Below are 13,845 nucleotides of genomic sequence, written 5' to 3' on the forward strand. Positions count from 1 at the left end.
CTTCTGGTGCGGTCACTGATGCCTCTCAGGTCGGTTGTCGGCGCGCGACGGATCGAGCCGGGTGGCAGGGTGCGCCCCCGCGGTGACGAGGTCCACCACCGCGGCCTTCGGGTCCTTGCCGGTCACCAGGCTCTCCCCGACCAGGACGGCGTCGGCCCCGGCTCTGGCATAGGCCAGCAGGTCATGCGGGCCGCGGACCCCCGACTCGGCCACTTTGATCATACCGTCGGGGACCTTCGGCGCCAGCGCGGCGAACACGTCGCGGTCGACTTCGAGCGTCTTGAGGTTACGGGTGTTGACCCCGATGATCCCCGCGCCCGCCTCGACCGCCCGCGACAGCTCCTCTTCGGTGTGCACCTCGACGAGCGGCGTGAGACCGATCGACACGGCCCGCTCGATCAGCGACACGAGCGCGTTCTGGTCGAGCGCGGCGACGATCAGCAGGGCCAGGTCGGCGCCGTACGCGCGGGCCTCCCAGAGCTGGTAGGAGGACACGATGAAATCTTTGCGCAGGATGGGCACGTCGACGGCGGCGCGGACGGCCGCGAGGTCTTCCAGGCTGCCGGCGAAGCGCCGCCGTTCGGTGAGCACGCTGATCACGTGCGCGCCGCCGGCCTCGTAGTCGGCGGCCAGGGCGGCGGGGTCGGCGATGGCGGCCAGCGCGCCCTTGGACGGGCTGGACCGCTTGACCTCCGCGATCACCGAGACCTTGTCACCACCGAGCGCCGCGAAGACGTCGCGGGCGGCCGGCGCGCGGTCGGCGCGCTGCTTGAGGTCTTCGAGGGAGACGGCCTTCTGCCGCTCCGCAAGGTCGGCGCGCACCCCGTCCAGGATCTCGTCCAGCACTGTCATGCCATCTCCTCGCCTTGGAGCTCGGATTTGCTTGCTCGATGGTATCGGCCTGCGCGCACTCGACCGGCCGCAGGGTGGGGCCGGTCACACCCGGGCCCGGTCACGGCGCCAGGAAGGCCGCGAAAGGAAGATTGCGCACTACCCAGTACGCGAGCGTGACTCCCAGCCCGATCCACAGCAGGACCGGACGTACGCGTACGGCGGGCCACGGGCCACCGCGCAGCGCGCCGGCGAGCCAGCGCCCCCACCACCAGACGGCGAGCGGGATCAGGACGACCGCCAGCGGGTTGAGGCCGAGGGCCGCCACCGGATCGCCGTGGGCCAGGGCGTGTACGGCGCGCAGCGTGCCGCAGCCGGGGCAGTACAGGCCGGTGAGCATCAGAAAGGGGCACATCGGATAGTGGCCGGGCTCACCGGGATCGACGAGCCCGACGTAGGCGACCGCGGCCAGCGCGGCGGCCCCGGCGCCGGCGGGGATGAGCGCCGCCCGGAGGCGGTCGCCCCGGCCCCCGCCCGCCCCCTGCGCGGCCATCGGCCGCCGGACCTCCGTCATCGCCCCCACACTACCCGGCGGCCCGGCGCGTTCAGGAGGTGAAGGTGCTCGAGTCGGCCATGTTGTCGAACAGGAAGAACCCGTAGCCGAGGATCCCGACGATGAACACGACGTAGACCAGCACGACCGCCACGCCGATGTAGGACATCACCAGGCCGGCGATGGCCATGCCGCGGCCCTCCTCGCCGGTCCGCTCGATCTGCTTGAGCGAAACGTGCCCGAGCACGACGCCGATGATGGACAGCAGGCCGCAACTGAGCAGGCCGACGATGCCCACGATCATCGCGGCGATGGCCATGCCGTTGTTGGAGCGCGGCGGCGGATAGCCGCCGCCGGGCGGTCCGTACCCGTAACCGGGCTGCTGTCCGTAGCCGCCCGGATCGCCGTAGCCGGGCGGCGGCTGGCCCTGTCCGTATCCCTGGCCGGCCCCTTGGCCGCCCGGCGGGCCGTACCCCTGGCCGTAGCCGCCAGGCTGGCCGTACCCCGGATCGGGCTGCTGCCCCTGGCCGTACGGGGGCTGGTTCCCGTAGCCGTCAGAGGGCGGCTGGTCCTGGTAGCCGCCACTGCCATGGCCGTAGCTCATCAAGGTCTCCTCGGTGATCGGCGCTCCACTGGCCGTGCGCCCGAATCGGCGACCGCTGGAAAACCGTTCCACACGGGGGGAGACCTCCGCCACGACCGTCAGGGTGACGATCGTGATCTGAAGGCGGACGGCCCATGAGGATCATGACGGCCCATCAGGTCACGCGAGAGTACGCGCGGAAAGCGTAGCGAGAACCGGGCGGCCCAATGCGCGGAAAATCCGCTTTGCAGGAAAGTTGTGACCAGAGCGGGTCAAGCGGGCTGCTTGCCGAGCCCCATCATCTGCATGACCTTGCCGACGATCCCGCCGGCCACCACCACGCCGAGGCCGCTGAAGAAGATCATCGGGGAGTCCCAGATGAGCGCCAGGCCGCTCACGGTCGTGCCGATCAGCATGATCACCACGGTGGTCCACGCCGCCGGGCTGCCGTGGTCGTTGGTCGGGTCCTTGCCGGCCATCACTTCTCCTCGTCGTGCTTTACGGGGTCGGCTGTGGGATCGACGCCCTCGTCGAGCGCGTCCCACATCGCGCGGTCACCGGAGGCGGCGGCCTCACGCCGTGATCCGGGGCGATCGTACCGGGCGGACATGGCGGCCCAGCGTCCGCCCCGCACGCACGCGACGAGCCCGGTGAGCGCCAGCACCACGCCTCCGGCCAGGGCGACCGCCGGCCAGGGCCAGACGGCCTGGGCGACCGCCTGGCCGCTCAGCGCCAGCGCGCTCTCCCGCGCGGCGGCGTCGGCCGCGGCCGGGCCCGACGCGGCCGACGCACCGGTCGCCGCGGCGACGGCGACGCCCGCCCCGCACAGCGCCAGGACCGCGCCCACCACGCGCCGCCAGGCGCCGCGGGTGGCCAGCACGGCCAGAGCGGAGGCGGCGGCGGCCAGCGCGAGCGGGGTCAGGACCGGGATCAGCGTGCCACCGGACACCGGCACGGTGCTCGCCGGGCCGCCCGCGACGCCGCCCATGGTCACGCTGGCCCAGTCGCGTCCGGCGGCGAGCAGCGCCAGCCCCGCGCCGAGCGCGCAGGCGACCACCCAGATCGTGAGCCCGCGCCGGCCGTCGGCGGTCATCGCGCGCTCATCCGGCGGCGGGCACGGCCAGCGAGCCCGCGTCGAAGCAGGTGCGGTCGCCGGTGTGGCAGGCCACGCCCACCTGGTCGACGCGCAGCAGGATCGTGTCGCCGTCGCAGTCGAGCGCGGCGGACCTGACCCACTGCGGATTGCCCGAGGTCTCGCCCTTCACCCAGTACTTCCGGCGGCTGCGCGACCAGTAGGTCGCCCGGCCGGTGGTGAGCGTGCGATGCAGCGCCTCGTCGTCCATCCACGCCAGCATCAGCACCTCGCCGGTGTCGTGCTGCTGGACGACGGCGGGCACCAGCCCGTCGGGGTCGCGCTTCAACCTGGCCGCGATGGCGGGGTCAAGGGGCATGCCACCAATTGTGCCGCACCGGTCCCGCGGTCTCTCAACAGGTCGCCCGGGTCAGCGGGCCGCGGGCAGCAGCAGGAAGATCCGGTCGGTGAGGCGGTCCATGTCGCCGCCCCGCCCGCACACGAGACCGGCGGCGAAGTCGATCATCTGCCTGGCCTCTGTGTCGGGCAGGGCGCTGAGGTCCATCACGACGGGGACTCCCGTACGGAAGAAGTGCCCGACGTAGATCGCCTCATCGTAGGCGTGGGGGCGCAGCTTTTTGATCACCCGGCCAGTGTGCCCCTGCCTCGGGCGGCGTTCCACCCCCGGCGGTCCGTCCGCTCAGGAGCGGGCCGCCGAGATCCAGGAGGCGTGCAGCCCCGCGTAGACGCCGGGTTCATCGACCAGCGCGCGGTGCGGGCCGCGCTGGACGATCCGCCCCTGGTCGAAGACCAGCACCTCGTCGGCGGCCTCGGCGGTGGACAGCCGGTGGGCGATGGAGATCGCGGTACGGCCGCGCGTGACGCCCTCCAGGGCGCGCGCGAGCCGTACCTCGGTGGCGGGGTCCACGGCGGAGGTCGCCTCGTCCAGCAGCAGCAGGTCGGGGTCGGCGAGGTAGGCGCGGGCCAGGGCGACGAGCTGGCGCTCGCCCGCCGACATGGACTCGCCGCGCTGGCCGACCGGCGTGTCCAGCCCGGCGGGCAGTCCCTCCAGCCAGTCGGCCAGGCCCAGTTCGGTGAGGGCGAGCAGGATCTCCTCGTCGGTCGAGCCGGGCCTGCCGTACCGGATGTTGTCGGCGAGGGTGCCGTCGAACAGGAAGCCGTCCTGGGGGACCATCACGATGCGCTCACGCAGTGAGGAGAAGCGCACCCGGCGCAGGTCCTGGCCGTCCACCAGGACCCGGCCGGACACCGGGTCCATCAGGCGGGTGAGGAGCTTGGCGAAGGTCGTCTTGCCCGAGCCGGTCTCGCCCACCACGGCCACGCGGGTACGCGGGCGGATGTCCACCGTCACGTCCTTCAGCACCGGCTTGCCGCCCGGGTAGGCGAACTCCACCGACTCGAAGGACACCTCGATCGGCCCGCGCGGCAGGGTGACGCCGTCCTCGCCGGGGTCGGCGACGTCGGGCGGCGTGTCGATCACGCCGAGGACCCGCCGCCAGCCGGCGATGGCGTTCTGCGCCTCGTTGAGGACCTCGGTGGCCATCTGCAGGGGCGCGAAGAACAGGGTGATCAGGAACAGGAAGGCGACCAGGCGTCCGGCCGTGATGTCGCCGTCCAGGCCGAGGCGTACGCCGAGCAGCACCACGGCGGCGAGGGCGAGGGCCCCGACGATCTCGGTCAGCGGGAAGACGATGCCGACGATGGTCTGCGCGCGGGTCTGGGCCGCGCGGGTGGCGTTGATGGCCCGGTCCACCCGGTCGGCGGTGCGGTCCTCGGAGCTGTGCGCGCGGATCACGCCCGCCCCGACGACGGACTCGCTGATGCCGGACAGCATGTCGCCGGTGCGCTCCCTGACGCGGGTGTAGGCCCGAGACAGGCGGCGCTGGATGCGCGGCAGGATCACGAACAGCGGTATGAAGGTGGCCCACACCAGCAGGGTGAGCTGCCAGGAGTAGACGAACATCAGCACGCTGGCGACCACGATCTGGCCCAGCGCGACGATGATCATCATCCCGCCCCACTGCATGAAGTTGCTGATCTGGTCCACGTCGCCGGTGACCCGCGAGACCAGCGCGCCGCGCCGTTCGGTGTTCTGGGTGAGCACGGACAGGTCGTGGACGTGCCGGAAGCCGCGGACCCGCAGGGTCGCCAGCGATGACTCGGTGCTCTTGTAGAGCCGGAGGTTCATCAGGTAGGCGGCGACGGCGGTGACCACGACCGCGGCGGCGCACACCAGTACGGCGGTGCGGATGTAGGGCAGGTCGGGGACCGAGCCGCGCAGGCCGGTGTCGATGGTCTGCTGGACCGCGATCGGCACGATGATCTTGCCGAGGGTGGCGATCACCGCGAGCGCGATCGTGCCCGCGAGCCCCTTGCGGAACTCCGGGGTGAGCGCGAGCCCGCGCCGGACGGTGGCGAGCGCTGAACGCTCGACTCCCTGCAGGGCGCTCACGCGGAGACCTCCTCGGGGTCATCGGAGCGGGACGCGGCCGGTGGGCCGGGCGGGCCGGGCTCTGCCAGGGCCTCGCGCTCGGCCTCCTCGCGCTGGTAGGCGGTGACCAGCTCGCGGTATCCGGCGCAGTGGACGATGAGGTCGGCGTGGGTGCCGCGGTCGGCGACCCGCCCGTGGTCGAGGTAGATCACCTCGTCGGCCAGGGCGATGGTCGCCATCCGGTAGGCGATCACGATCACCGTGGCGGCCTCGGCGGCGTCCCGCAGGCCGTACAGGATCTTGGCCTCGACCTGGGGGTCCACACTGGAGGTCGCGTCGTCCAGGATGAGCATCCGGGGGCGGCGGGCCACCGCGCGGGCCAGGGCCAGGCGCTGGCGCTGCCCGCCGGACAGGGTCGCGCCGCGCTCGCCGATCTTGGTGTCCAGGCCGTCGGGCAGCGCGCTGACGAAGCCGTCGGCCTGCGCGAGCCGCAGCGCCGCCCACACGTCCTCGTCGGGGATGGGCAGGCCGAGCGTGACGTTGCCGCGCACGGTGTCGTCGAACAGGAACGTCTGCTGCGGCACGAACGCCGCGATGCGGCTGACCTCGCCGGGGGCGGCCTCGCGCAGGTCGACGCCGTCCAGCCGGACCGTTCCGGAGGTGGGGTCGACCAGCCGCACGAGCGTCTGGGCCAGCGTGGACTTGCCCGATCCGGTCGGCCCGACCAGCGCGACGGTACGACCGGCGGGCACCTCGAAGGCGACATCGTGCAGGACGGGGCTGCCGGAGTAGGCGTACCCGAGCCCTTCTACGGTGAGGGCGGCCGGGGCGGCCGTCTCGCCGAAGGTCGCCTTGCCGTACTCCATCGCGCCGGTCGCCTCCAGCACGGCCTGCACACGCCGCCAGCCGACCACGCTGCGCGGCAGTTCGGCGAGCACCCAGCCGAGCGCCCTGATCGGGAAGGCGAGCAGGGTGAACAGGTAGGCCACCTGCACGAGCACGCCGACGGTGATCGCGCCCGATTCCAGGCGCATCGCGCCGACCAGCAGCACGGCCAGCACGCCGAGCGTGGGCAGCGCCTCCAGCATGGGGTCGAACAGGCCGCGGATCCGGCCGACGGCGATGTTGGCGTCGCGCAGCGCGCCCGCCTTGGCGGCGAAGCGCTCGGTCTCCAGGTCCTCGCGGCCCAGGGTCTTGACGACCAGCGCGCCGTCGAAACTCTCGTGGGCGATCTCGCTGACCTCGGCGCGCAACTGCTGGGCCTTGGTGACCAGCGGGCTCAGCCTGCGCTGGTAGACCAGGTTGAGCACGGCGATGGCCGGGAAGATCAGGAAGCCCACGACGGCCAGCGCCGTGTCGGTGAACACCATGCTCACGGCGGCGGTGAACAGCATGACGATCACGCCGACGGCCATCGGCAGCGGGGCGAGCGGGGCCCAGGCGGCCTCGGCGTCGGAGCCGGCGTTGGACAGGAGCTGGCCCGTGGGATGGCGGTGGTGCCACGACAGCGGCAGCTTGAGGTACTGGCGGGTGACGCCGCGCCGCGAGCGGGCCTGCATGCGATATTGCATGACGCCCGCCAGGATGCGCCGGCCGGCCACGCCGAGGGCCTTGAGCAGCGCGGTGCCGAGGATCAGCAGGATTCCCGTGACGACCACGCCGCCGGCGATGTCCCCCTTCGCGAACGCCTCCTGCACGACGTGCTCGGTGGCCCAGCCGAGCGCCCACGCGGAGGCGACCGTCATGCCCCCGTAGACGGCGCTGGAAAGGACCGCGAAGGTGAAGACGACCGGCTCCGTGCGGATGGCCACCCAGAGGACCTGGAGGCCCTCGCGCATGATGGCAGTGGTGACCTTGCTCGCCACGATACGGGGGTCCTTTCGAGGGCTGATCGACTATCTGCAGGCATCTAGTGTGAAATTTCCGTCTATCTCACTATCACGAACTACCGACACGTTTATTCCGTCGGACAGCAGGAACTCCCCCGCAGACACCGCGCGCCGCCGGACGCGCGGCGGTTGTTACGATCAAGATGTGAGCCATGCCCGAGCGGAACGCGCCGCGCTCAGCGACCTCCTCGACCGGCTCGGCCCCGAGGCGCCGACGCTGTGCGCGGGCTGGGCGACCTTCGACCTCGCCGCCCACCTCGTCCTGCGCGAGCGCCGGCTCGACGCCGCGGGCGGCATCGCGATCAAGGCCCTGGCCCCCTACACCGCCTCCGTCCAGGAGTCGCTGAAGGCCAGGCACGGCTACGCGGGGCTGGTCGACCTGATCAGGCAGGGGCCGGGCGGCGTGTACGGGCTCATCCCCGGCGCCGACGAGGCGGTCAACACGGTGGAGTTCTTCGTCCACCATGAGGACGTCCGCCGCGCCCAGCCCGGCTGGGAGCCTCGTGACCTGCCACCTGAGCAGCAGCGGACGCTGTGGCGCAGGCTGGCCAAGACGGCCCGCCTGATGCTGCGCCGCGCGCCGGTCGGCGTCGTGCTGCACCGGCTCGGCGGCGGGGTCGCGCTGGGCGGCGACCGCGACGCCCCACATGTGGAGGTGACCGGCCCGGCGGCCGAGTTGCTGATGTTCTGCACGGGCCGCATGGACCACGCGAGGGTCGACCTCAGCGGCGAGGCCGCCGACATCGCCCGGCTGCGCGGCTCGGACCTGGGCATATGACGGTCACCGGGGCGGGCGCGAAGATGTGACAGCGCGCTGACAGCGGCGTCACCGGCGAGTCAACGCCGACAAGCGCCGTCCGCGCGGGTTAGGGTTCGCAGCGACGGGGGCTTCGGGGAGCGGGTGGCGCCGGAGTGGCGGCCGACCGAAAGGTTATGATCGCCCAAGTTTCCGAGAGCAACTCGTCGAAACCGGGTATATAAGCCAGGGATTGGACTGCAGGAGGCCCCCCATGCAGGTCAAGAAGGTGCTCACGTACGTCGGTATCGCGTTCGTGGTCTTCTACTTGTTCAGCAGACCGTCGCAGGCGGCGGCGGCCGTCAACGGCGTTCTCGACGGCATCATGAACGGCGCGAACCAATTGGCCACTTTCTTCAGTCAGATCCTCACCTGACCGGCGCGTTCGCCGGCGTTAGGGGAGGGCTCGGCGGGCCGCTCCCTCGGTAGTGCTTTCCCCGCAGCCGCCGACGTGTTACGCAGGCAGGATGACAGATCGCCAGCGCGTCACCGAGATCAAGCCACTGGACCCGGCGGCCCGGCGGGTCCTTGAGCGTTCCGAGATCGAGGGCATCGAGCTGATCCGCTTCCTGTACGCCGACCACGGCGGGGTGATCCGGGGAAAAGCGGCCTCGCGTTCGCGCCTGGCCCAGCGCCTCGGCACCGGTATCGGCCACACGGTGGCCATGATGGCGATGAACATGCTCGACCGGCTCCAGCCGGTGGCGGGCATGGGTCCGGTGGGCGAGATCCGGCTCGTCCCCGACCCCTCGACGTTCGTGCCGCTGCCGTACGCGCCCGGGTCGGCGTCCATGCTGTGCGACATGCGTCTGCCCGACGGCGCCCTGTGGGACGCCTGCCCACGCGCCTTCCTGCGGCGGGCGGCCGAGTCGCTGGCCGGCGCCGGCTACACCCTGATGGCCGCCTTCGAGCCGGAGTTCACGCTCGGCCGGCGGCTGCCCGGCGACCCGCTGGACCGCCTGGCCCCCATCGACGACAGCCTGTGCTACGCCACGACCGGCTTCAACGCCGCCCACGACTACACGTCCGCGCTGGTCAAGGCGCTGGAGGCGCAGGGCCTTCGGGTGGAGCACTACCACCCGGACCTGGGGCACGGCCAGCAGGAGCTGTCCATCCGGCACGCGCCGGCCCTGCGCGCCGCCGACAACCAGGTGATCTACCGCGAGACCGTGCGCGGGGTGGCGCTGCGGATGTCGATGTGGGCCTCGCTCGCCCCCAAGCCCATCGCCGACCAGGCGGGCAACGGCGCCCACCTGCACCTGTCGCTGTGGGACCGGGAGGGGCGCGACAACCTGTTCGCCGACGAGGCCGACCCCAACGGGCTCTCCGAGATCGGCTACCGCTTCATCGGCGGGCTGCTCGCCCATCTGCCCGCCCTGGTCGCGCTCACCTGCGGCACCGTCAACGGCTTCCGGCGGCTCGCGCCCCGGATGTGGTCCAGCGCCTACACCTGCTACGGCCTGGACAACCGGGAGGCCGCGGTGCGGATCTGCTCCCCGCTCTCCCCCGGGTCGGTCAACCTGGAGCTCAAGCCGTCCGACTCCTCGGCCAACCCCTACCTGGCCCTCGGCGCGGTCATCCACGCCGGGCTGGACGGGCTGCGCCGCGGCCTGGACCCGGGCGAGGCGGTCGGAGTCGACCCGGACACGCTCAGCGCCGCCGAGCGGGCCCGCCTCGGCGTCCACCGCCTCCCGGCGACCCTGGGGGAGGCCCTTGCCGCCCTGGAGGCCGACGAGCTCCTCATGGAGGCCCTGGGCCCGCTGCGGCGCGACGCCTACCTCGCGGTCAAGCGCTCGGAGGCCGCCGCCTTCGCCGCCGAGGACCAGGCGTTCGAGCTGTACCACCACTTCCGCGCCTTCTGAGGACCGCCCGGCCCCGGCCCGGCGCGACCGGCGGCTCATCCGGCTGCTCATTGGGCTGCTCATTCGGCTGCTCGTTCGGCGGCGAAGGAGCGGTACTCCCCGACCTCGTCGGGGCGGATCAGGCCGTCCTGGATCGCGCGGGCCAGCAGTGCGGCCTTGGTCGGCGCGGGCCGCCCGATCTTGGCGTACTTCACCCGGGCCCGGTCGATGTACTGCCGCACGGTCGCCTCGCTGATGCCCATCCGGCGGGCCACCGACGCCTTGGACATCGACTGGAACCACAGCAGCAGCGCCCGGTGCTCGCGCTCGGAAAAACGGGGCCGTTGCGGGCGGTCGTCGGCGATCAGCGCGTGGGCCATGCTCGGCGTCACGTACGGCCGGTCGCGCGCGACCGCCACGATCGTCTCCACGCAGTGGTCGGCGCTCTCGTGCTTGGCGATGAAGGCCGCCGCTCCCGCGTCCAGTACGGTCAGCACCGTGTCCGGCTCCCGGTGACCGGAGAAGACGATCACCCGCCGCCCGTCCGCGCACAGCCCGGCCACCCGGTCGGTGATCATGACACCGTCGAGTTCGAGGTCCAGCAGCAGCACGTCGGCGCTCGCGCCCGGCCCGGTCAGTACCGAGTCGACCGTCGCGCCCCCGGCGACCAGCTCCACGCGCCGGGCCGGGTCGCGAGCGAGCCACAGCCGGATGCCGTCGATGGTCACCGGGTGGTCCTCGACCACGGCCAGGGTCACCGGCCGGGCCAGCGGCTCTGAACCCACAGCGATCTTCCCTCCCTCTGCTGGGTGACCTCCACCTCGCCACCGTCGCCTGGCATCGCGAGGTCGTCGCTGTCGGCGACCACGCTGACGATGACTTCGTGCGGGGTCGCGTAGATCGTTACACGCGCTTCGGCACGGGCCCCGCGCAGCGCCCGCAGCGGGGCGTCGGCGAGCGCCCCGCGTATGCCGGGGGGCAGTTCGGGGATCGTGCCGACCGGCGGCTCAAGGGCGACCACGATGTCGCGGCGTTCGGCGTCGAGCACGTGGTCGCGCAGCGTACGCAACAGCGGGTCGGGCACGTCGTCGGTCTCGGAGATGAGCCGGCGCAGCCGGGCACCGCCCGCCGCGCACTCGCGCCTGAGCCGCTCGTCGGCGGGGTCGGCGCCCCCGGCCAGCGCGGTCAGCAGGTCGGCGGCGGCGTGCCTGACCGCGCCGTAGCGGCGCAGCCGGTCGGCGTGGACCTGGCCGGCGATCTCTCTGGCCGTCTCGGCGCGGGCCTGTTCGGCGGACCGCTCGGCGGCGAAGGACGCGGCGGCCACCAGCCCGTGCCCGGCCACGCCGGCCCCGACCGCCAGGGTCACACCGCCGAAGAACACCATCAGGAACAGCGCCAGGGAGATCCGGTCGAGCCGGTCGTAGATCGCCATCCCGGCCAGCACGATCATCGCGTCGAGGGCCAGGAACAGGAGCAGTTCGCGCAGGTGGTGCGTGCGCCGCCAGAACAGGATGAGGCCGAGCCAGGCGACCGAGACCCAGCCCCAGTCGGCGAGCTGCACCACCTCGGCGGGCGGGCACGCCACCAGCACCGCCGCCGCCACCGCGAGCGCGGCGCCGGCGTAGGCCCACACGCCGCGGATCGGCCGCTCGGAGCGGTACAGCGCGATCGACCCCACCACCCCGATGACCAGGAAGGCCACCCAGGCACCGGCCACGAGCAGCGGCAGCCGATAGACCTCCCAACTGATCACCGTGGCGGCCAGGTCGAAACCGGCGTGCCAGCAAGCGAAGATCACCACAACAGCGGCCGTCGCCCCCCGGCCGTACCGCTGGGCCACCAGAATCGCCGGATCATCACTCACGACGACCACCCCGACAACACCCGAGTGCCACCGCCCCCCGCCCCCACCCGCACGACGCCCGAACCGCGCACGCCATCAACCACGGCGACCACCACAACACCACACAGGTGCCACCCGCGCCCGACCCCACCCTGCGCGACGACCAAGCCACACACGTCATCGCCCACAGCGACGACCACAACGGCACACGAGTGCCCAACGCGCCCAACTCCACACGAGCGCCGCCACCCACCGACCCCATGCGTAATGATCGGACCGCACACGCCATCACTCACGACGACCACCAAAACAACACGCGGCTGCCGTCCGCACCCGACTGCACACGAGTGCCCTACGCGCTCGACTCCACGCGGGCGCCGCCGCCCACCGACTCCATTCGCGCGATGATCGAACCGCGCACGCCGTCCGACCACCACAGCAGGACTCGAGCGCCGTCCGCAGCCCGAGTCCACACCCCCTGACTCCATCCGCGTAACGACCGAACCGCACACGCCATCACTCACGGCGACCACCACAACAACACGCGGGTACCGTCCGCGCTCGACTCCACGCGGGCGCCGCCGCCCACCGACTCCATTCGCGCGATGATCGAGCCGCGCAGGCCGTACCGGTCGGGCGGGGTGGTCGCCGGGTCGAAGCCGTGGCCGGTGTCGGTGATCTCCACCAGGACGCGGCCGGCGTCGTCGGTGAGGCGGAGCCGGGCAGTGTCGGTGCCGGCGTGGCGGGCGACGTTGGTCAGGGCCTCGGCGCAGGCTCCGGCGAAGGCGTCGGCGACGTGGCCGGGCACCGTACGGGGGGCGAGGTCGGTCTCGACCCGTGGCGCGGCCCCGGCGGCGACGGCGGCCAGGCGTTCGTCCAGGCGGGCCGGGCCGCCGGGCGGGGCCGCGTCCCGGGCGATGCGCTCCAGTTCGCGCAGGTCGGCGGCGGCCTGGCGGCGCAGCGTCGGCGAGGTGCGTTCGACGCCGCCCGCCCCGACCGTGGTCAGGGTGTTGAGCACGGTGTCGTGGACCCGGCTGTACTGGCCGCGTTCGTCGGCGCGCCGCGCCCGTTGCACGGCGTCGGCCTTGGCGGCCTCCCTGGAGCGGGCGAGCAGCGCGTCGGCCAGGTCGGCCGAACGGCGCAGCAGCGTCATCAGCGTGACCCCCGCGGTGATCTGGACGCAGTGGATGCCCACCGTGACGACGCCACCGCCGAACCCGGCGAGCTGCGCCCCGGTCAGATGGGCCAGCGCCACCGCCAGCCCGCCCGGCACCGCCGCGTGTGGCCGCCAGGCCATCGCCGCGATCAGGATGGTCATCGTGGCCAGCACGGCGACCCAGCTCGCCCCCGCCATGGCCACCTGCGGCACCAGCAGCCGCCCCTGGACCAGGCACAGCACGCAGGCGACGGCGATCTCCCCGGCGACCAGCCAGGACCGCAGGCCGTACCGCAGCGCGGCCCACACGAAGGCCGACGTCCAGAGCAGATTGCACACCAGCACCGACGACAGCCAGGCGAGCGAGACCGGGGGGAGCGCGCCGAGCAGGCCCGCGGCGGCGGCCAGCAGGGCCTCGGCGCCGCGCATGACGGCGCCGCACACGGCGATGACGCGGTTCAGCGCCGCGCGAGCGGGGGTGCGGCTCTCCGTGTCGCGGAACAGGAGACCGGCGGTCATGGGCAAACCGCGCGCACCTTCGGCGGGGGGATGGGCGGAACTCAGTCTACGCCCATTGAGCCCCGATCATCACGCCGAACGGGACAGGAGCCGAACCCGCCGCCGCCCACCCTGCTCCACCAGAAAGCACCCCAGGGCACACCCACCCGCATACGGCCCGAACACCCACTGAACCCGATCATCACGCCGAACGGGACAGGAGACGGATCCGCTGCGGCGGGCGCGCAGTGCCCATCCGTTGCCCGCCTTGCCCTCCCGCGGATCCTCTCCTGCCCGTTCCGCTCCCCAAGGATGCACCGCGGGGCACGGC

General features: G+C 72.7%; 15 protein-coding genes. 3 read left to right on the forward strand and 12 right to left on the reverse strand.

Going from position 1 to position 13,845, the window contains the following annotated elements; all coding sequences use genetic code 11:
* Nucleotides 1–12 precede the first annotated feature (12 nt).
* From trpC to ACH34R_RS00965, 9 genes are all read right to left on the reverse strand, one after another.
* Nucleotides 13–852 (reverse strand): indole-3-glycerol phosphate synthase TrpC, encoded by an 840-nt coding sequence (trpC, locus tag ACH34R_RS00925; protein ID WP_397559366.1) that lies wholly within the window; start codon nt 850–852, stop codon nt 13–15.
* A gap of 100 nt (nt 853–952) precedes the next feature.
* Nucleotides 953–1,405: a DUF2752 domain-containing protein gene (locus tag ACH34R_RS00930; RefSeq protein WP_397559367.1), complete on the reverse strand. Its 453-nt coding sequence runs from the start codon at nt 1,403–1,405 to the stop codon at nt 953–955.
* 31 nt (nt 1,406–1,436) lie between these two features.
* A complete protein-coding gene (locus ACH34R_RS00935) occupies nt 1,437–1,988 on the reverse strand; it encodes a DUF4190 domain-containing protein (RefSeq protein WP_397559368.1) in 552 nt (183 codons plus the stop codon).
* A 251-nt stretch (nt 1,989–2,239) separates the two neighbouring features.
* Nucleotides 2,240–2,446: an HGxxPAAW family protein gene (locus ACH34R_RS00940; RefSeq protein WP_397559369.1), complete on the reverse strand. Its 207-nt coding sequence runs from the start codon at nt 2,444–2,446 to the stop codon at nt 2,240–2,242.
* A complete protein-coding gene (locus ACH34R_RS00945) occupies nt 2,446–3,060 on the reverse strand; it encodes a Trp biosynthesis-associated membrane protein (protein WP_397559370.1) in 615 nt (204 codons plus the stop codon). The genes ACH34R_RS00940 and ACH34R_RS00945 overlap by 1 nt, the downstream gene beginning before the upstream one ends.
* 7 nt (nt 3,061–3,067) lie before the next feature.
* Nucleotides 3,068–3,418: a phosphoribosyl-AMP cyclohydrolase gene (gene hisI, locus ACH34R_RS00950; RefSeq protein ID WP_397559371.1), complete on the reverse strand. Its 351-nt coding sequence runs from the start codon at nt 3,416–3,418 to the stop codon at nt 3,068–3,070.
* 51 nt (nt 3,419–3,469) lie between these two features.
* Entirely contained in the window at nt 3,470–3,685 is a 216-nt protein-coding gene (locus ACH34R_RS00955) for a cell division protein SepF (protein ID WP_397559372.1), read from the reverse strand.
* A gap of 54 nt (nt 3,686–3,739) precedes the next feature.
* Nucleotides 3,740–5,512, reverse strand: coding sequence for an ABC transporter ATP-binding protein (locus ACH34R_RS00960; protein ID WP_397559373.1), 1,773 nt, complete (start codon nt 5,510–5,512; stop codon nt 3,740–3,742).
* Nucleotides 5,509–7,329, reverse strand: a complete 1,821-nt coding sequence (locus ACH34R_RS00965; protein ID WP_397559786.1) for an ABC transporter ATP-binding protein — start codon at nt 7,327–7,329, stop codon at nt 5,509–5,511. Before ACH34R_RS00965 ends, ACH34R_RS00960 begins: the two co-directional genes overlap by 4 nt.
* 196 nt (nt 7,330–7,525) lie before the next feature.
* On the opposite strand from ACH34R_RS00965, the gene ACH34R_RS00970 reads away from it, so the two are divergent.
* From ACH34R_RS00970 to ACH34R_RS00980, 3 genes are all read left to right on the forward strand, one after another.
* Nucleotides 7,526–8,158 carry a TIGR03085 family metal-binding protein gene (locus ACH34R_RS00970; RefSeq protein WP_397559374.1) on the forward strand — a complete coding sequence of 211 codons (633 nt, stop codon included), beginning with the start codon at nt 7,526–7,528 and terminating at the stop codon, nt 8,156–8,158.
* A 232-nt stretch (nt 8,159–8,390) separates the two neighbouring features.
* The gene (locus ACH34R_RS00975) at nt 8,391–8,552 is read left to right on the forward strand and encodes a hypothetical protein (RefSeq protein WP_199565086.1); all 162 of its coding nucleotides are present in this window, start codon (nt 8,391–8,393) and stop codon (nt 8,550–8,552) included.
* A 91-nt stretch (nt 8,553–8,643) separates the two neighbouring features.
* Nucleotides 8,644–10,038: a glutamine synthetase family protein gene (locus tag ACH34R_RS00980; protein ID WP_397559375.1), complete on the forward strand. Its 1,395-nt coding sequence runs from the start codon at nt 8,644–8,646 to the stop codon at nt 10,036–10,038.
* Between the two features lie 59 nt (nt 10,039–10,097).
* On the opposite strand, the gene ACH34R_RS00985 is transcribed toward ACH34R_RS00980, so the two are convergent.
* The 3 genes from ACH34R_RS00985 to ACH34R_RS00995 form a co-directional block, all read right to left on the reverse strand.
* The gene (locus tag ACH34R_RS00985; RefSeq protein WP_397559376.1) at nt 10,098–10,802 is read right to left on the reverse strand and encodes a response regulator; all 705 of its coding nucleotides are present in this window, start codon (nt 10,800–10,802) and stop codon (nt 10,098–10,100) included.
* Nucleotides 10,772–11,881: a hypothetical protein gene (locus ACH34R_RS00990; RefSeq protein WP_397559377.1), complete on the reverse strand. Its 1,110-nt coding sequence runs from the start codon at nt 11,879–11,881 to the stop codon at nt 10,772–10,774. Before ACH34R_RS00990 ends, ACH34R_RS00985 begins: the two co-directional genes overlap by 31 nt.
* Before the next feature lie 499 nt (nt 11,882–12,380).
* A complete protein-coding gene (locus tag ACH34R_RS00995; RefSeq protein WP_397559378.1) occupies nt 12,381–13,535 on the reverse strand; it encodes a sensor histidine kinase in 1,155 nt (384 codons plus the stop codon).
* Between the last annotated feature and the right edge of the window lie 310 nt (nt 13,536–13,845).

The sequence above is a fragment of the Spongiactinospora sp. 9N601 genome (assembly GCF_044326295.1).
Lineage (GTDB): Bacteria > Actinomycetota > Actinomycetes > Streptosporangiales > Streptosporangiaceae > Spongiactinospora > Spongiactinospora gelatinilytica.